The organism is Mycobacterium syngnathidarum (assembly GCF_001942625.1).
GTDB classification, from domain to species: Bacteria; Actinomycetota; Actinomycetes; order Mycobacteriales; family Mycobacteriaceae; genus Mycobacterium; species Mycobacterium syngnathidarum.
Genome location: NZ_MLCL01000016.1, coordinates 1 through 16,359 on the forward strand (window position 1 = coordinate 1; position 16,359 = coordinate 16,359).

The following is a 16,359-nucleotide window of genomic DNA, read 5'->3' on the forward strand; positions in this document are numbered from 1 at the left end:
ACGACGTCGCGGCGCCCGTCTTTGCGCATCACCTGCACTGCCACCGCGCCCGAGGCGGTGCGCACTTTGCGCACGAACACCCACCGGACCCTACCCGCTTAGTAAGCCAGAACCCGACCTGCAGAAACCAAAGCTGCAGGTCACAGAGATTCCAGCACGAAAACCTGGAAGAGGTGTCCTAACTCAGGCCTGAGGTCGGCAATGCCATCACCGGCAAGGACGTCATCGCCGCATTCGAGGACAAGGTGGATGCGGTCAACGCCGACAACACCGTGGGTGCCGTCATCCTCACCGGTGCGGGCAAGACCTTCTCGGCCGGCGGCAACGTCAAGGAGATGGCCGACCGTCAGGGCATGTTCGGTCTGGATGCCATCGACCAGCGACGGGCCTACATCGATGGGATCCAACGGATCCCACGTGCTCTGGGTCGCCTCGAAGTCCCTCTCATCGCTGCGGTCAACGGCGCAGCGATCGGCGCCGGGTGCGATCTGGCGATGATGTGCGACATCAGGATTGCCTCCGAGCGCGCATCCTTCGCCGAGAGCTTCGTGCAGCTCGGCCTCATCCCGGGCGATGGCGGCACCTGGTTCCTCCCTCGCGCCATCGGCTACGCCCGCGCCGCCGAACTGACGTTCACCGGCGAACGGATCGACGCCGCAACGGCGTTGGAGTGGGGACTCGTCAGCCGAGTGGTAGCGCACGACGAACTGCTGTCTGAGGCTCGCACACTCGCCGACAAGATCGCGGTCAACCCGCCGCGCGCGCTTCGGATGGCCAAGCGCCTGCTGCAGGAATCGATCACCGGCTCCTTGGAATCGACGCTCTCCATGGCGGCGGCAATGCAGCCGCTGGCCCACCACGACGCCGAGCACCAACAGCGCATCGCGAAGTGGCGGACATCGTGACGGGCGCGCACCTGGCCCGGTTACGCCGGGAGGTCCGTGGCTTCCTGGCCGAACAGTTGGCCGTCGGGGCATTCACACCTTCGGTCGATGCCTGGTTGTGTGGGTGGGACGAGAACTTCACCGCAGCCCTGGCGGAGCAGGGTTGGCTGGGCATGACCGTTCCCGTGCGCTACGGCGGTCACGGCCGCTCGTTTCAGGAACGGTTCGTGGTGACCGAAGAACTGCTGGCCGCGGGCGCCCCGGTTGCCGCCCACTGGATCGCCGACCGCCAGATCGTGCCGTCGCTCCTGAAATACGGGACGGAAGAGCAGAAGTCAGAGTTCCTACCTCGCATCGTGCGCGGGGAATGTTTCTTCGGCATCGGGATGAGCGAACCGGATTCCGGCTCCGATCTGGCGAGCGTCCGCACCCGTGCAGCACGAGTCGACGGCGGGTGGTCGATCACCGGTACCAAGGTGTGGACCTCGGGAGCGCACCGCGCTCATGCCTTCATCGTGCTGGCCCGCACAGAACCGGTCGATCCGTCGCATCGGCATGCCGGGTTGAGCCAGTTCATCGTCGACCTGCGCACCCTGGGCGTGCAGGTCCGCCCGATCATCTCGATGAACGGCGGACATCACTTCAACGAGGTCGTGCTCGACGAGGTGTTCGTGCCCGATGCCATGGTCTTCGGCGAGATCGGCCACGGCTGGACCCAGGTCACCTCCGAGCTGAGCTTCGAGCGGAGCGGGCCGGAACGATTCCTGTCGACCTTCCCGCTCCTCACGCAGCATGTCGAACACCTTGTCGCGCACGGCGAATCACCTGATGGACAGGTGGGCCGCCTGGTGGCGCGGGTCGCCGGACTGCATCACATGTCAACCGCAGTGGCCGGCGCCCTGGAGCGCGGTGAGAATCCCGATGTCCCGGCAGCGGTCGTCAAGGTCCTCGGCACCACGGTCGAAGGCGACATCGCCGACTACGCAGACCGGCAGACCGGAGATGACGCCGCCGCGGACGCCGAGTGGGCGCACCTGGTCGCCACAGCAGTGGACCAGCGCCCCGGCTTCACGTTACGCGGCGGAACCAACGAAGTACTGCGCGGTGTCATCGCGCGGGGATTGGGTATGCGATGAGCACCACCGAACTCGCCCTGGGCACGCTGACCGCGGTGGACCCCGACCTGGCGGCCATGATGGACGGTGTCTTCTCCGATTACCGCCAGACCGCGCCCACCGGGCGCCCGGGCGAACGCGTCGAGTACGACCGCGCACTGTGGCAGCGGCTCGACTCCCTCGGACTGGTCCGCCTGACCGGCGCGGAGGAATCCGGTGGCAGCGGCGCAGGTTGGCTCGAGGCTGCCGAGTTGCTCAGTGCGGCAGTCCGTCACGGTGTCCGCATCCCGCTGGCCGAACACGACTTGCTGGCCTGTTGGCTGTTGGAGACCCTAGGCCGACCCGTCGATGACGCCGTGCGGACGGTGTATGCGGCGCCACGCAGCGGCGAATCCACCACACCTGTGCCGTGGGCGGCTGACGCGGAAAGGGTCGTCGTACTCTGGCCTGCCGGCGACGAATACCGGCTCACCGAGTTCGACACCGAGGAACTGTCGCTCGCCGTCGGCATCAACCTGATCGGCGAACCGCGCGACACCATCACCGTCGACACCACCGGAATCACCGGCCATTCGGTGCCCACCGGCCTGGTGGACGAGCTCGGCCGCAAATCGGCGATGGTACGGGCGATCCAGGTGTGCGCGGCGCTCGATCGTGCGGTGGCGCTGTCCATCGAGCACGTGGCGTCACGGGTGCAGTTCGGGCGCCCGCTGGCGAAGTTCCAGGCGGTTCAGAACCTGATCTCGGATGCGGCAGCAGAGTCGGCGCTGGCGCGGGCCGCCACCGAGGCTGCACTGCACACTGCGATCGGGACGGGCTGGCAGTCAGCTCAACTGGATTTCCAGATCGCGACCGCGCGATCGTGTGCGGGACATGCCGCCTCGGTCGTGACCCGCAACGCGCACCAGGTGCACGGCGCGATCGGCACCACCCACGAGCATCGACTCCATGAGTACACCCGTGCCGCCCTGGCCTGGCGCTCGGAATACGGGTCTGTGCGCTTCTGGGACGATCAAGTTGCGGCGGCGGCCGTTGCGGCAGGCGGACAACAGCTCTGGGCGTTGATTGCCGGCACTTAGCTGTTTGACGTTCCGCTGACCGGTCACCGGTGCTGTTACCGGCGCCACATCCCAGGTTGACTGCAGACATGAGCAACGAGATCACCCTGTCTGAGGTCCAGGAATTCATCTCCGGTTTCTGGTTCCACTACGACCAGGGCCACTTCGAAGAATTGGGCCCCCGCATCGGGGTCGAGATGGAGTACCTGAGCCGTTCCGACTCGGGGGCGTGCCCGTTCGAGGACCTGCTCGCCGCCGAGTTGCACGGCAAGGCCGAAACTTTGGCCTGGCTCATCGAGCACCGCAACGTGAATCCGTACCCGTGCCGCCATCACATCACCAACGTGTACCGCACGGGAACCGACGGCGAAGTCACCAACGTCCGGTTCTATCTGTTCGTCAACCAGATCACCAACAATGTTCCGTTCGCGGTGTCCAGTGGCGTCGTCGACGCCGGCATCCGGCGGTCGGAAGACGGTCTGGTCTTCACCTCGCTGAACGTCGTGCTCGACGCCGAGGACTCGGTCCCGCTCGCCGAGCACACCGCCAAGGCCGCGGCTGCGCAATCCGCGTGAGCGCCCGAGAAATCTTCGGTGGCGGCATCGCCGTCATCACGGGAGCCGGCGCCGGAATCGGCGCCGGTCTGGCCCGGTATGCCAGCCAGTTGGGTATGACGGTGGTGTTGGTCGACGTCAACGCCGAGGCCATCGCGGGCCTCCGCGAAGAAATCGACGCCGCAGGCGGATCCGCGACCGACGTGGTCTGCGATGTGCGGGATGCGGACGCGGTGCAGGCGCTGGCCGATGACGTCTACCGCGACTTCGGGCCGGTACGCCTGTTGGTGAACAACGCCGGTATCGAACAGTTCGGGTATCTGTGGGACACCCCGGTTTCCAACTGGCAACGCGTCGTCGACATCAACATCAGCGGCGTGTTCCACGGCGTCAAGGCATTCCTGCCGAAGATGATGGCCACCGACGAACCTGCCTGGGTATGGAACCTGTCCTCGATCGGCGGTGTCGCCGTGGTTCCGCTGCAGGCGCCCTACATCATGAGCAAGCACGCGGTACTCGCTCTGACCGAATGTCTGCATCTGGAAGTGCAGTCCGCCGGCCATGACCACCATGTGCACGTCCAGGCAGTGCTACCGGGTGCCGTGGTCTCGAGCATCTTCGAATCCGCGGGCGGGGTGGACTCGGGGGACACGGGTGCGGCCGAAGGACAACGCACCGCGATGCTCGACATCAAGGCCGAGGCGATGGATCCGCTGGCCGCGGCGGAGGTGGTCTTCGACCAGGCTGCCGAGGGCAAGTTCTTCCTGCTCACGCAACCGGACTACGTAGGATCTGCCATGGCGGAACGGGCTCGTGTCTTGAGTGGCCAGGAAGCGCCCCGTTTGCGGACCGAGCGCCGCTTCGACCCGGCAAAGAACTGAAATGGCTTATCCACCACTTGATCCCGACGCCGCTGAACGGGTGGCCTCGTCCGGCCAGATAGCTCCGATGCGGGCCCGCGGCCTCGCCGCCGTCCGTGAGGGGCTTGAATGCGCCCCTCTTCCGGAGATGCCGGCCATGGCGGGCATCGAAGACCTGACGGCCACGGGCCCGGGCGGTCCGATACCGCTACGCCTCTATCGGCCCAGCCCCGCGCCCGGACTACCGGTGCTGGTGTACCTGCACGGCGGCGGGCTGGTGATGGGCTCGAACCATTCGTTCGAGCCCCTCGCCCGTGAATTGGCGTGCGCCAGCGGCGCCGCCGTCGCGGCGGTCGACTACCGGCTGGCACCGGAATCTCCGCCACCGGCGCAATTCGACGATTCTTATGCCGCCACCGAATGGGTCGCTGCCAACGCCGATCACCTCGGCCTCGACGCCGGCCGGCTGGCAGTTGTCGGGGACAGCGCCGGGGGATCGCTGGCCGCCGCAGTGGCATTGGCCGCCCGCGATCATGCCGGTCCGCGAATCTGCGTCCAGGTGCTGCTGTACCCCGGCCTGGACCGCGACATGGGGGCCGCCTCCATCATCTCGATGCCCGACGCCCCACTGCTTCGCAATGAGGACATCGTCTACATGCACGAGCTGGTCGACCGTGGCGGGGCTCCGCGTGACCCGTATCAGGTTCCGGCCTATGCCACCGACCTGAGCGGCCTGCCGGCGGCGATCGTCGTCACCGGGGCGTGCGACCCGATCCGGGATTGGGGTGAACGCTACGCCGGGCGCCTGCGCGATGCGGGCGTGCAGACCACTGTCACGCGTTATCCCGGTATGTACCACGGCTTTCTGATGCGCTCGGATGCCACGGCGCGCGGGCGGTTGGCGATGGCCGAGACCGCCGCGCTGCTCCGGGCGAGGTTCGCACATCCCTTGACCTTCTGAGGGACGGTGCCTCAGTCGAAGGTGACGACGATCTTGTCGGCAGCGCCCGGAGTGGCAGCCATTCCCAGCGCCTCGTCGACATCGTCGAACCCGAACGTGTGGCTGACGATCACCGCGTACTTCTCCCAGTCCGCGACGATGTCGCGGGTGACCTCGAAAATCTCCGTCGGGTACCCCATCGAGCCGATGATCGTTATCTCGTTGCTCATCAGGTTGATGAGATCCACCGTTACCGGTTCCTTGTGTACCGCAACCACTCCCAGCTTGGCACCTCGCTTCGCCAATCCCAGTGCACTGTCGATCACCGCCGGAACACCCGCGGCGTCGAGGTATACATCGGTGCCCGCCTTACCCGGCCATACCGAGTCGCCAGGCCCATGAAGCTCGGTCAGCCTCGCAGCAAGATCGTCCTCGGCCGAGTTGATCACCGCGTCGGCACCAACTTTGAGCGCCTTGTCCAGACGGGCGGGGAGCACGTCGACCACGACGACATGGCCGACCCCACGTGACTTCAACGCGATCGTCGCACCCAGTCCGATGGGCCCAGCCCCGAAAACGACGACCTTGTCGGCCGGACCGGGCGCAACCTGGTTGACCGCATGCCGGGCAACGGCCATGGGCTCATTGAGCGCAGCGACCTCAAACGGAACGAAGTCCGGGATGACCTCCAGGTTCTTGCCCCGGACGGCGTCGTGCACGAGCAGCAACTCGGCGAGAGCACCGCGGGCGCCGCCATTTCCGATGATGTCGTCAGGCGACGCCATGGGATCGACGACGACGTGGTCACCGACCGCGAGGTCGGTCACCTCGCTGCCGACCGCGACGATTTCGCCCGCAGGCTCGTGTCCCAGCGGCATGGCGCCCTGATGCGGTGGCAGTCCGCCGATCGAGATGTAGAACGCGTCGGTTCCACAGATCCCGCAGGCCCGTATCTTCACCAATGCGTCGCGGGGACCGACAGCCGGGTCGGGCCGTTCGACAACATCGGTGTGGCCCGGGCCGTCGACGATCGAAATCTTCATGTGCACTCCTGGTTTGGTGGGTAGTTGACGAAATGCGGAGGTGGCACGCCCCTACTGCACGCTGTAGCCGCCGTCGACGACGAAAGCCGAGCCCGTGCAGTACGACGCACTCCGGGTGCACAGAAACAAGATGGCATCGGCAATCTCGGTGGGAGTTCCGAATCGGCCAAGGGGAATGTGGTCGACCTGTGCCTGCTTCACCTCGGGGACGTAGTCCATCGGGGCGGTCATCGGCGTCTCGATCACCCCGGGTGCCACCGCGTTGATCCGGATCTCGTCAACCGCCCACTGTGCCGCCAGGTTGCGGGTCAGCGACAGGACACCCGCCTTGGCCGCGCCATAACCGGGCACCATTGCCACGGCACGAATTGCCGCCATCGACGCCAGCATCACCACGCTGGCCCCGCCGGCAGCCGTCGAAGCCTTCAGCGCGGCGTGCAGCGCTGTCGTCAGCCGAAAAGGAGCCAGGAGATTGACGTTCACCGAAGCCTCGAAGCCTGGGGCCGTCGACTCGTCCAGGCCGCCCGGGAAGTTGGCACCGGCGTTGTTGACGAGGATGTCCAGAGTCGAGAATTCGGCGGCGAGCTCACCGGTTCCGTCCACATCCATCATGTCGAGCTGCCGATAGGACAGGCCGTCGAGGTCCACCGCGTAGTGGGACGGATCGGGTTTGGTCCCGGTGACGGTCACCTCGGCGCCGGCGTCGCGCAACCGTAGCGCCGTGGCGTGCCCGATGCCGCTGGTCCCACCCGTGATGAGTGCGGTAGCGCCGGTGAAGTCGAAGGCGAGATTGTTGGTCAAGACAGCTCCTTGATTCGTTCCCGCAGCCAGGCGGATTCCCAGAAGTTGGTGCTTTCTTCGAGCAGGAGTTCGTGTGCGGCGCGCAGAACACCGATTGCCCCGGCATGGTCGTCCTGCACGGTGGTGACCACCTCGGCGAGCCGGATCGAGTTGACCGGGTCACCGTCCTCCAGCAGCGCACGGGCCCGGTCCACCAGCGCGTCGGCGCCGGCGAGTTCGACAAGATGTGCCGAAACCGGTTCCACGGCATCGGGATAGAGCTCGGCGGTGGATTCATGGTGGAACCAGCCGGCGTAGTTCTCCCAAATCGCACGGACGTTCCAGCTCACCTTGCCGTAGCCCTGCCCGACTTCGAGCTCGGGCGGCAACTGGACCTCGCGCATCAGGGTGCGGACGTCCTTGCCCTGGTTCATGCCGGCCACGGTCTCGTCGTGGATGAAGGCCACCGCGTCGCGAAGTCTGCCCAGTTCCCAGTCGATCCGTTCGCGGCCCGTGATGGGCCCGAAGTGACCGGTCAGCAGAACCTCGGCACCGAGCGCCCGGACGCGTTCGATCGAATCGATGACGGTCAGCGCGTCGCGGTAGCGGTCACCGCGCATCGTGACCAGGTTCGGGATGTGGCCGAAGAGCGCCCCGAAGACGTTGCCGCACAGGCAGACCTTCTCGTCCGGCAGCCACACCACCAAGCTGTCCGTGGTCTCTCCACCTGGTGTGGCGAGGAGTTCCAGGCGCCGATCGCCCAACGACAACTCGAGTCGGTCCTCGACGGTGATCGTCGGGGTGGGAACACCTTGAGGAGGCGGCGGTCCGCCGAAGCGCTTGGTCGCGTAGGCAATGGCAGACATCACCTTTTCGAGCCAAGCGAACGACGAGTTCGCGGTCCTGAAGGGTGCCAGCAGTTCGTTGTCCCGTCGCCACGTCACCCAGTCGGCGTGCGCGATGACGTCCGTCCCCGGGTCGCTCAGTACGTCGATGCCGCCCACGTGGTCGACGTGCCCCTGGGTGAGGATGACGTAGCGGATCGGCGTCGAATCGACCGCGTCGTAGTTCGACCGGTGCACTTGCGCTTCGAAACCCATGCCGGTGTTGACGACGATCCGTCCCTCGCTGGTCGGGATGAGGAACGAGTTCGACAGTCCCGGAGACCACCAGATGCCGGGGGAAACCTCTTGCGCGGCGGGGGCATTCGCACCGACGATCGACTCGGCTCCTGGGCGGCTGCGGTAGATCGGCTCGAAATCGGTCATCATGCTTCCTTCCTGACGTCGAAACGCTCGAAGTAGAAGTCGAACCGGGACCGGATGTCCTCGGGCGAGCGGCCGAAGTCGCGTTCGAGTTCGTAGCGCATTCGGCCGTGCTTTCCGCGCGGGTTGCTGTCGAGATAGGCACCAAATGCGGCCTTGGCGTCGCCGGTCATGTCGGTACCGTTGTATCCATAGAGTTTTTCGAGGATGGTCAGCTCCTTTCCGTTGAGGTCGTGAAAGGCGATGTCGAGGCTCTGATTAGCGGGGACGAGATCGCGGTCTCGCACGCAGGCGCGCAGAAGTGTCTCGACACGATCGGTCCAGTAGTCGACCAGAGACTCGGGGTCGACGTCGTGGCGGCGGATTCGATCGCCGTAGGCCAACATGGTCACCGCCGACTGGATGACCGCAACCGGATCCCGGTGGGTGAAGGCCACCGTGGCATCGGGGAAGGTGTTGATCAACGGGCCCAACTGCTCACAGTGTTGTGGCGACTTCAGCACCCAGGTGCGTGGTCCACGCAGGAAGGTCAGGGCCTTGAGGGTCGTGCGTAGGTATGCGTAATGCTCGTTCTGATCCAGGCCGTAGTAGAAATCGCGCCACGAGGGCACCCGCGCGTGCCATTCCAGGACGTAGCTGGCGAAGTCGAGATCCAACAGCTCGACTTCCTCCTCGATGGCCGCGGGAAACCGATCGTGCATCGCCTGGAGCAGCGGGACCATGACCTGTGCCCCCTCGTGTTCCGCGGCGCAGCGGGCATATCGGGGATCCGTTCCATCGACGGCAGGGCCCTCCCCCCGCAGCGGGAAAGGTTCCTGGGACTCCCAGTACGGGAGAGCGCGCCGCCGGCGGTCCGCCGCGATGAGATTGACCAGGTGAGTCGTCCCCGAACGAGGAAGTCCGACGACGATCATGGGGCGCTCGATCTCGATGTCGTGGATCTCGGGATACCGGCGCAGCAGATCGGTCAGCAGCAGGCGTTGAGTGAGCAACCGAACAGTTCTCTGGCGCAGGTTGATTCGATTGAGGTTCGTGTTTCCCGCGTCCGCATCGATCGCCGCCGCATACATGTCGAGGCGGGGCCGGAAGTCATCGGAACCGAAATCGCTGACGCCGGCCCGCTCCCTTGCCTCACGGATCAAGGCATCTGGGGACAGATCAACGGATAAATCGGCGACTTGGTCAAGAACTGCTTGCTGCGTTGCTGTCAGACGCGGCGAGACCAGATCATCGACTGTGGTTTCCAGCATGGTCGATACGCCTCCATGTATTGCGATGTCGAATATTCGTTATAGGCTGTCCGAATATATGAACGGAAAGCTAGGCCCGTCTGTGCCTGCGGGTCAAGACCTGTCACCCCCGACCACCCGGGTGGTCGACATCATCGAGTTGCTGGTGCGGCGGCCCGCCGACCGGCCGACGTTGGCCGAAATATGCCGTGAGCTGGATGTGAGCCGGTCGACTGGCCACGCGATCGTCCACACGTTGTGCGCTCGTGGATGGGTCTCGCGTGACCCACTCAGTGGGAGGTTCTCCTTGGGGCCCACGCTGTCGGGCCTTGGAGATCCCGATGGATCGCCGTCCCGTTCACTGCGTGAACCACTTCAGCACTTGTGCGCCACGCTGGGCATGCCGATGTGCATCTCCGCACTCCAAGACCGAACCATCGTCGTCGTCGAGTCCGCCGCCGCACCCGGTACCCGCGCACCCGTGCCCGCCGGTCTGCGGCTCCCCTTCGTTGCCCCCTTCGGCCGCGAATTCGTCGCCTGGGCACCGGCGTCCGAACGCGCCGACTGGCTCGCTGCAGCGGGCCCGGTCAACCAGCCCTTTCGCCGGCGAATCAGTCAGGTACTGAATGAGATTCAAGTCCGGGGCTACGGCATAGAACGTCTCAGCGATCCACTCCTGCAAGTGTTCACCGCTCTGAAGGCACTCGACAACGGCACACCACCCGGGCCGTTGTCGACGCGCCTGGCCGCCGCCGTGGCAGATCTGACCGTGGTCGATCAGCTACCGACAGACGAACCCGATGCGACACCTCTGGCAACCATCTCGGCCCCGATCTTCGATGACGCGGGGACGGTGGTCATGACGGTCTCGGCACAGCCGTACCGGACGATGCGTCCTCAGGAGCTCGAAACCGTAGGCGCCGGCGTGGTCGAGTTCGCACGCGACGCAGCGATACGTGCCGGGCTTACAACCGAATGACGTGCGAATCGAGACTCTGTGCCGCTCAACGGAACATGGTCGTCCGCCACCTTTCATTCGATCTACCGTTCGCCCATGACCGATACCCCAGACCTGACCGCGACCATCACCGAGACGGTGAGCCGATACCTGCACCTGATAGCAACGGGCACCGCCGACCAGATCCTCGAGCTCTTCGCCGAAGACGCCAGCGTCGAGGACCCGGTGGGCACAGCGCCCCGCGTGGGATCGACAGAGATCCGAGAGTTCTTCGCATCGTTGGGAGCACTCGAACGCACAACGACGCTGCAGTCGCTGCGTGTCTGTGGGCAAGAAGCCGCGTTCCAGTTCCGGATTGCCTTCGATGCCGGCGACGGCCCGTTGCACCTCGAACCGATCGACATCATGACCTTCGACGTAGACGGCAAGATCACCTCGGTCAGGTCATTCTTTTCCGCATCGGACATTAAGGCAGCAGAATGACCGTACCGATTCTTCGTTTCAATTTCGCCTCACCCGACGGCGATCCGGCGACGAGACGCGAGATCATCTCGGCTGCAATGGAACTGGCGGAATGGGGTGACCGGCGCGGCGTCGCTGCCGTCAGCATCGATGAACACCACGTCACCGGACACGGGTGGAGCAGCAACCCGGTCATGGCGGCGGCCATGTTCCTGCAACGCACCGAGAACCTCTTTCTCAGCATCGACTGCGCACTGGGACCCCTATGGAACCCCGTCCGACTGGCCGAAGACATCGCATTCGTCGACACCGTGAGCGGAGGACGGTTGCACACGACCGTCGGCCTGGGATATCGCGAGGTCGAATACAGTGCGCTGGGTGCGGATTTCAGCCGGCGCGCGCCATTGATGGACCACCTGTTGCTCACCATGCTGGCGGCGTGGTCGGGCTCGCCGATCGTGGAGCACGACCCCACTGCGCGCTTGGCGTCTGCCACCTGGTCCAAGCCACATCCGCCCCTCTACGTCGGCGGCGGGGTGCGTGCGACGGCACGCCGTGCCGTGCGGTTCGGGCTGGGGCTCAGCTTGCCGGCACATCAGCCAGACCTGGCTCGGTACTACCAAGAGCTATGTGGGCAGGCCGGTATCGAGCCGCTGTTGATCATGCCTGCACCCGTCAATCGCGGCATGGTCTACCTCTGCGAGGACCCGGACAAGGCCTGGCAGGAGTTCGGTAGCCACATCCTTTGGGAAGCCGTAACTTATGGCGCTTGGTCTCGCGATCGTGCGTTGTCATCGATGCACCTGCCGGGCGTTCAAAGCCTCGAGGAAGTGCGGGCATCGGGCCGGTACCGCTTCCTGACACCCGACCAACTCGTCGCCGAAGTTCGCGATTGCCCTGATTACGGAGCGCTGGTCCTGCACCCTCTCGTCGGCGGCATGCCGATCGACGAAGCGTGGAAATCGCTGCAGCTGCTGACCGACGACGTGTTGCCGCGGTTGGCCTGACGTTCATGCCGGCCGGACTAGATACCGAGCACCTCACGCGCTCGATCGATCTCGTCGGGATCGGCGGTCGTCGGGACGAGCCGGAGCTCGTCGAGACCCGCTTCGCGCGCACCGTTCACGGCGGCAAGGAGCCCTGATGCTCCGCAGTTCAGCGTCCCGGCGGTCGGGGCTGTCAGGTACGAGGCCGCCGGTCCGGTGACGGCAACATCCTGATGCCAGAAGTCCCGTACATGCTCTCTGAGCTGGTTCTCCGGATCTGGACCGAGTGCGAACCAGACCGGCGCGGAGAAGTGCGGCTTTTCGGTCCGGCCGGCTGACTGCCAGGCCTGTGTGACGCGCTCGCGCTGCGCGGCCAACGCCTCGGCGTCGAAGTGAAGCGAATGTGCCGGATCACTCACGCCGACAGCCCATTGCGCGGCTCGCGCGAGGGCTTTCGGGCCGACCACGCCGGCGACGAGCGGAACACCCCCGACCTGGACCGGCGCGGGCCCCACAGGATGGTGCCCTTCGATCGGAGGCTCTTGGGCCCACACTTTGCGCAACACCAGTACAGCCTCGTCCATGCGTTGTCGCTTCCGGTCGAGCGCGGCGCCGACCGCGAGGTAGTCCTCGTCCCACGCGCCGATGCCGACTCCGAGCGTCAGGCGCCCGCCCGACAGGACGTCGATGGTAGCCAGATCCTTCGCGAACAGAACCGGGTTTCGCATCGGGAGCGCGACGACATCAGTCCAGAGCCGCACGCGCTCGGTCATCGCTGCCGCGGCAGCGAGCTGCGGAACGACCGACCAGCTGTCTGGATAGAGCAGCCGTTCGTAGGTTGCAAGGCCGTCCCACGGTCCGTCGTCGATCTTGCGGTACCACAGGAGCTCCGTCTCGCGTCCGTGGGGAAAGAGGGTCGGGAGACCCATGGTGATGTGCATGTGGTTATTTGATCAACTTGTCGCGATAGTGCCGCCGTTCATCCCGCTCAGTGGGCGCCCCAATACGCCGACTCGGCCAGCGACATGACACTCGATGCTGTCCAGCATCTCGAGATCGAGGAATGTGAGCGCTTCAGTGGATCGCACCTCGCCGGTTTCGGTGGCCAAGCCACGGGTCCGGCCCGGCGGACGTAGCGAGCGCATCCGCGAATCGGTAATGCGCGCCTGCCTGGAGCTCTTGACCGAGGGGAAGATCGAGCTGCCGATCGCGGAAGTCGCCGAACGATCGGGCGTTAACCGCGGCACCGTCTACCGGTGGTGGCCCACCTCGACCGAGTTGCTGAACGATGCCCTGGCATTCCACGCGCGTCATCGCACAGATGCTCCCGACACCGGGGCATGGAAGAGCGACGTTCGCGCGCTGGTCACCCAACTCGCCTCGCTTGCAGCCGATCCCGTCGAACGCGGGATCATCGCCACGATGATTTCCGGTCGGTACCCGTGCCTGAACGACGCGATGATGGGCTGGTGCCGAAACGATCTCCCGCATTGGTTCGCGATGATCGGGCGCGCCATGGGCCGTGGCGAGGTGGATCCTGACGTGGATCCGGCCATCGTCCTTCAGATGATGCTGGCGCCGGCGGTGTCTGTCTCACTCTTCGACGGGCGAGCGCTGACTGACCAGGAGATCGACTCGCTTGTGACGTTGGTATGCCGCGCAACGACGATTTCCCGCGGCCCGGCAACTGGCGCCGAATAGCTGCACTTGGCCGGCGTTTGCTGGTGGCGCCGTGAATTGGGTTCCCGATCAGCGGTCACCGTCACGTTCGATGCCTCGCCATGCCGCCACACTCGAACGACCGAAACGGTGAATGCCTTTTAGGAGACAAGAAAATGCTGACCGATGAACGGCGCCTCGAGCTGTCCGACATCCTGCGTCCCGCGGCCCCTCCTCGCGAGATCACGGATGTATACACCGACGACCAGAAGCAGAGACTCCTCGAAGTCGTACGGACTCAAGGGCCGTGGAACCTCATCATCGCGCAGCACTTCGCATCGGCGGACGAATTGATGGCCACCATGAGCGGTGCGTTCCCTGAGGGTTTCACTCCATCGCTGGATCTGTTCCTCACCCCGACGTTCCGCGGTCATCTGGCCAGCCACGGGACCGTCCTGTACCCGGAGTTGCACGACTGCTTCTACAACGCCACATTCATTGAGCACGCCAAGAAGTACTGGAATGCGCAGTACGCCAAGCCTGAGATAATGCTGTTCAACATCAACGGTCCGTGCGCCAACCGCGACCCCGGTCATCTGGACTCCCCCAGCTTCCGCGGCGTCCGCTATGAGAACGCCCCCACCTGGCTGTGCAGCGTGATGGGCAAGTCCGGCCTGTTCAACGATTACCTGATCAAGATGGCGCAGGTGATCACCTGGTTCTCCCTGGATGAGGGTTCCGGCTTCACCTACTGGCCCGACGGCCCGCTCAAGCCACCCGCCCGGGTCCAACCGCCGATCAACAACCGCGGGGTCGTGGTGCAGAACGAGATGATGATGCACCGCGGAGAAGCTAACGGCCCACTGGCTCAGCAGGTTCCGGCTGGCCTGGCCTTCGACACCGTGTTCACCGGGGACCCGGCAGACCGCGACCAGTGGCTGCTGAAGAACGGCGAAGATGTCATTGCCCGCCACCACACCGACGAGCTGAGGTTCCTCGTCCACTGGTCTGCCGAGGTGTTCTCCGACTACGAAGAACTCAAGAAGAACATGGACGGTTCGGACGACATCACGATCGAACGCGCCATCGGAATGATGGTCGACGATCTCAAGGTCAAGGGCATCAAGCTCGACGTACCCGGCGAGCCGTTGCATGACCCGGCGTTCATCGGAGCGCTCAACGCCGCCTACGACCTCGGTGGCCCCAGCAGCTACCCGGAAGAGGCTCCCATCTCCGCCTTTCAACTCTCCTGATCTCGAAGGGACATCTGATGGACCGTTTCTCAGATCGTCGTGTCATCGTCACCGGCGCGGGGTCGGGTATCGGCGCGGCCACGGTGGCCCGCCTGCTCGACGAAGGTGCGACGGTCGTCGCCTACGACATCTCCGCCGACGGCCTGGCGACGACTGCGGCGGCCGCCGAAGCTGCCGGCACCGCCAAGCAGCTCACCACGGCCGTCCTCGACATCTCCCGCGAGGCGGACGTCATCGCCGCGGTGTCGGTGGCGGTGGCCGAGTTGGGCGGACTTGAGGTCCTGGTCAATGTGGCTGCGATGCAGAACTGTTCGCACACACACGAAACCACTCTGGAGGAGTGGAACCGCACCTTGGCGGTCAACCTCACCGGCACCTTCCTGATGACACGTCAGGCGCTCCCGGCGCTGCTGGAATCGGGACGGGGTGTCGTCGTGAACTTCACGTCCACCGCTGCGACGTTCGCGCACCCCTACATGGCGGCCTATGCAGCCAGTAAGGGCGGCATCCTCAGCTTCACCCACTCACTGGCACTGGAGTACTCGAAGCAAGGTCTGCGCGCGGTCAACATCCAGCCGGGTGGGGTTTCCACGGCCCTGGCCAACAGCACGCTGGACAAGATGCCGGAGGGATACGACCTAGGCCTCTGGGCCAAGCAGACCCCGCTGTTGCACGGCACCGAAAGCGAAATCCTCGGGGACCCAGGCGCAGTAGCATCGGTCATCGCCATGGTCGCCTCTGATGACGGTGCGTTCATCACCGGCACCGAGATTCGCGTCGATGGCGGCGCGCACGCCTGAGCAGTGGAAGGAATGTGGGCATGGATTCAGTCGCCCTGAGGGTGCTGCGCGATGAGCGAGACATCGAACGGGCGCTGAATCTGTTCGCCCGCGCCATGGACAACCGGGACTGGGCGGCGATGGCCGCGATCCTGGCCGACGATGTCGAAGGAGATTTCGGCACCGGACGCCTGGTGGGCGTTGCCGCGATCGTCGACATGATTCGCGGATTCCTCGACAATTGTGGCCCCACCCAACATCTGTTGGGAAACATCATCATCGATGTCGTCGACGACACTGCCACGAGCAAGGCCTACATCCGCGACGTTCACCTGAATGCGGCCGGCGACCCGTCGACCCGCTTCTACACGCTGGGCGACTACCACGACACCTGGCGGCGGGACAGCGATGGTCGTTGGCGTATCACCGAGCGCATCAAGGCCAACCGTGCGCATGTGGGTCCGCTGGAAATCTTTGGTAGCTAGTGCCCGGTCAGCGAGAGCACGGGTGCTCAAACAGCTGAGGCGAACCTAG

17 protein-coding genes and 1 pseudogene are annotated in these 16,359 nt (G+C 65.1%); 13 read left to right on the plus strand and 5 right to left on the minus strand.

Annotated features, from left to right (window positions below):
• Positions 1 to 188 precede the first annotated feature (188 nt).
• The 6 genes and pseudogenes from BKG60_RS03565 to BKG60_RS03590 all read left to right on the plus strand — a co-directional run.
• Positions 189 to 905 (plus strand): annotated as a pseudogene (locus tag BKG60_RS03565) (crotonase/enoyl-CoA hydratase family protein); the annotation flags it as partial.
• The gene (locus tag BKG60_RS03570; RefSeq protein ID WP_242663644.1) at positions 902 to 2,020 is read left to right on the plus strand and encodes an acyl-CoA dehydrogenase family protein; all 1,119 of its coding nucleotides are present in this window, start codon (positions 902 to 904) and stop codon (positions 2,018 to 2,020) included. The pseudogene BKG60_RS03565 and the gene BKG60_RS03570, both read left to right, overlap by 4 nt.
• Entirely contained in the window at positions 2,017 to 3,078 is a 1,062-nt protein-coding gene (locus BKG60_RS03575; protein WP_242663643.1) for an acyl-CoA dehydrogenase family protein, read from the plus strand. Before BKG60_RS03570 ends, BKG60_RS03575 begins: the two co-directional genes overlap by 4 nt.
• 68 nt (positions 3,079 to 3,146) lie before the next feature.
• On the plus strand, positions 3,147 to 3,632 hold the full coding sequence (locus tag BKG60_RS03580) for a polyketide cyclase (RefSeq protein ID WP_070946643.1): 486 nt from the start codon (positions 3,147 to 3,149) through the stop codon (positions 3,630 to 3,632).
• On the plus strand, positions 3,629 to 4,492 hold the full coding sequence (locus tag BKG60_RS03585; protein ID WP_070946642.1) for an SDR family oxidoreductase: 864 nt from the start codon (positions 3,629 to 3,631) through the stop codon (positions 4,490 to 4,492). Before BKG60_RS03580 ends, BKG60_RS03585 begins: the two co-directional genes overlap by 4 nt.
• Before the next feature lies 1 nt (position 4,493).
• Positions 4,494 to 5,432, plus strand: a complete 939-nt coding sequence (locus BKG60_RS03590) for an alpha/beta hydrolase (RefSeq protein ID WP_070946641.1) — start codon at positions 4,494 to 4,496, stop codon at positions 5,430 to 5,432.
• 11 nt (positions 5,433 to 5,443) lie between these two features.
• Here BKG60_RS03590 and BKG60_RS03595 read toward each other — a convergent pair whose 3' ends face one another.
• From BKG60_RS03595 to BKG60_RS03610, 4 genes are read right to left on the minus strand one after another with little or no spacing between them, the layout of a single operon-like run.
• The gene (locus BKG60_RS03595) at positions 5,444 to 6,454 is read right to left on the minus strand and encodes a zinc-dependent alcohol dehydrogenase (RefSeq protein ID WP_070946640.1); all 1,011 of its coding nucleotides are present in this window, start codon (positions 6,452 to 6,454) and stop codon (positions 5,444 to 5,446) included.
• Between the two features lie 51 nt (positions 6,455 to 6,505).
• Positions 6,506 to 7,255: an SDR family NAD(P)-dependent oxidoreductase gene (locus tag BKG60_RS03600; RefSeq protein ID WP_070946639.1), complete on the minus strand. Its 750-nt coding sequence runs from the start codon at positions 7,253 to 7,255 to the stop codon at positions 6,506 to 6,508.
• On the minus strand, positions 7,252 to 8,502 hold the full coding sequence (locus BKG60_RS03605) for an MBL fold metallo-hydrolase (RefSeq protein ID WP_070946638.1): 1,251 nt from the start codon (positions 8,500 to 8,502) through the stop codon (positions 7,252 to 7,254). The genes BKG60_RS03600 and BKG60_RS03605 overlap by 4 nt, the downstream gene beginning before the upstream one ends.
• Complete coding sequence (locus BKG60_RS03610) at positions 8,502 to 9,749, minus strand: sulfotransferase family protein (RefSeq protein ID WP_070946637.1); 1,248 nt, start codon at positions 9,747 to 9,749, stop codon at positions 8,502 to 8,504. Before BKG60_RS03610 ends, BKG60_RS03605 begins: the two co-directional genes overlap by 1 nt.
• A 58-nt stretch (positions 9,750 to 9,807) precedes the next feature.
• Between BKG60_RS03610 and BKG60_RS03615 the strand changes: the two genes are divergently transcribed.
• The 3 genes from BKG60_RS03615 to BKG60_RS03625 all read left to right on the plus strand — a co-directional run bounded on the left by BKG60_RS03615 (position 9,808) and on the right by BKG60_RS03625 (position 12,155).
• Positions 9,808 to 10,707: a helix-turn-helix domain-containing protein gene (locus tag BKG60_RS03615; RefSeq protein WP_075909242.1), complete on the plus strand. Its 900-nt coding sequence runs from the start codon at positions 9,808 to 9,810 to the stop codon at positions 10,705 to 10,707.
• Positions 10,708 to 10,782: 75 nt separating this feature from the next.
• Positions 10,783 to 11,169 carry a nuclear transport factor 2 family protein gene (locus BKG60_RS03620; RefSeq protein ID WP_070946653.1) on the plus strand — a complete coding sequence of 129 codons (387 nt, stop codon included), beginning with the start codon at positions 10,783 to 10,785 and terminating at the stop codon, positions 11,167 to 11,169.
• Positions 11,166 to 12,155: an LLM class flavin-dependent oxidoreductase gene (locus BKG60_RS03625; RefSeq protein WP_070946636.1), complete on the plus strand. Its 990-nt coding sequence runs from the start codon at positions 11,166 to 11,168 to the stop codon at positions 12,153 to 12,155. Before BKG60_RS03620 ends, BKG60_RS03625 begins: the two co-directional genes overlap by 4 nt.
• Positions 12,156 to 12,172: 17 nt before the next feature.
• Here the strand turns inward: BKG60_RS03625 and BKG60_RS03630 are convergent, their stop codons facing one another.
• Positions 12,173 to 13,075: an LLM class flavin-dependent oxidoreductase gene (locus BKG60_RS03630; RefSeq protein WP_070946635.1), complete on the minus strand. Its 903-nt coding sequence runs from the start codon at positions 13,073 to 13,075 to the stop codon at positions 12,173 to 12,175.
• Between the two features lie 124 nt (positions 13,076 to 13,199).
• Between BKG60_RS03630 and BKG60_RS03635 the strand changes: the two genes are divergently transcribed.
• The 4 genes from BKG60_RS03635 to BKG60_RS03650 all read left to right on the plus strand — a co-directional run bounded on the left by BKG60_RS03635 (position 13,200) and on the right by BKG60_RS03650 (position 16,310).
• Positions 13,200 to 13,835: a TetR/AcrR family transcriptional regulator gene (locus tag BKG60_RS03635; protein ID WP_165617842.1), complete on the plus strand. Its 636-nt coding sequence runs from the start codon at positions 13,200 to 13,202 to the stop codon at positions 13,833 to 13,835.
• A 134-nt stretch (positions 13,836 to 13,969) separates the two neighbouring features.
• Entirely contained in the window at positions 13,970 to 15,046 is a 1,077-nt protein-coding gene (locus BKG60_RS03640; RefSeq protein WP_070946634.1) for a hypothetical protein, read from the plus strand.
• 17 nt (positions 15,047 to 15,063) lie between these two features.
• Positions 15,064 to 15,846, plus strand: coding sequence for an SDR family NAD(P)-dependent oxidoreductase (locus BKG60_RS03645; RefSeq protein ID WP_070946633.1), 783 nt, complete (start codon positions 15,064 to 15,066; stop codon positions 15,844 to 15,846).
• Positions 15,847 to 15,866: 20 nt separating this feature from the next.
• Positions 15,867 to 16,310: a nuclear transport factor 2 family protein gene (locus BKG60_RS03650; RefSeq protein ID WP_064961051.1), complete on the plus strand. Its 444-nt coding sequence runs from the start codon at positions 15,867 to 15,869 to the stop codon at positions 16,308 to 16,310.
• Positions 16,311 to 16,359: the final 49 nt, after the last annotated feature.

What these genes read in the sequence shown, in the direction of transcription:
- BKG60_RS03575 (WP_242663643.1), top strand. Translation starts at nt 2,017, where the DNA reads ATGAGCACCACCGAACTCGCCCTGGGCACGCTGACCGCGGTGGACCCC.
- BKG60_RS03580 (WP_070946643.1), top strand. Translation starts at nt 3,147, where the DNA reads ATGAGCAACGAGATCACCCTGTCTGAGGTCCAGGAATTCATCTCCGGT.
- BKG60_RS03590 (WP_070946641.1), top strand. Translation starts at nt 4,494, where the DNA reads ATGGCTTATCCACCACTTGATCCCGACGCCGCTGAACGGGTGGCCTCG.
- BKG60_RS03595 (WP_070946640.1), bottom strand. Translation starts at nt 6,454, where the DNA reads ATGAAGATTTCGATCGTCGACGGCCCGGGCCACACCGATGTTGTCGAA.
- BKG60_RS03605 (WP_070946638.1), bottom strand. Translation starts at nt 8,502, where the DNA reads ATGACCGATTTCGAGCCGATCTACCGCAGCCGCCCAGGAGCCGAGTCG.
- BKG60_RS03610 (WP_070946637.1), bottom strand. Translation starts at nt 9,749, where the DNA reads ATGCTGGAAACCACAGTCGATGATCTGGTCTCGCCGCGTCTGACAGCA.
- BKG60_RS03615 (WP_075909242.1), top strand. Translation starts at nt 9,808, where the DNA reads ATGAACGGAAAGCTAGGCCCGTCTGTGCCTGCGGGTCAAGACCTGTCA.
- BKG60_RS03620 (WP_070946653.1), top strand. Translation starts at nt 10,783, where the DNA reads ATGACCGATACCCCAGACCTGACCGCGACCATCACCGAGACGGTGAGC.
- BKG60_RS03625 (WP_070946636.1), top strand. Translation starts at nt 11,166, where the DNA reads ATGACCGTACCGATTCTTCGTTTCAATTTCGCCTCACCCGACGGCGAT.
- BKG60_RS03630 (WP_070946635.1), bottom strand. Translation starts at nt 13,075, where the DNA reads ATGCACATCACCATGGGTCTCCCGACCCTCTTTCCCCACGGACGCGAG.
- BKG60_RS03640 (WP_070946634.1), top strand. Translation starts at nt 13,970, where the DNA reads ATGCTGACCGATGAACGGCGCCTCGAGCTGTCCGACATCCTGCGTCCC.
- BKG60_RS03645 (WP_070946633.1), top strand. Translation starts at nt 15,064, where the DNA reads ATGGACCGTTTCTCAGATCGTCGTGTCATCGTCACCGGCGCGGGGTCG.
- BKG60_RS03650 (WP_064961051.1), top strand. Translation starts at nt 15,867, where the DNA reads ATGGATTCAGTCGCCCTGAGGGTGCTGCGCGATGAGCGAGACATCGAA.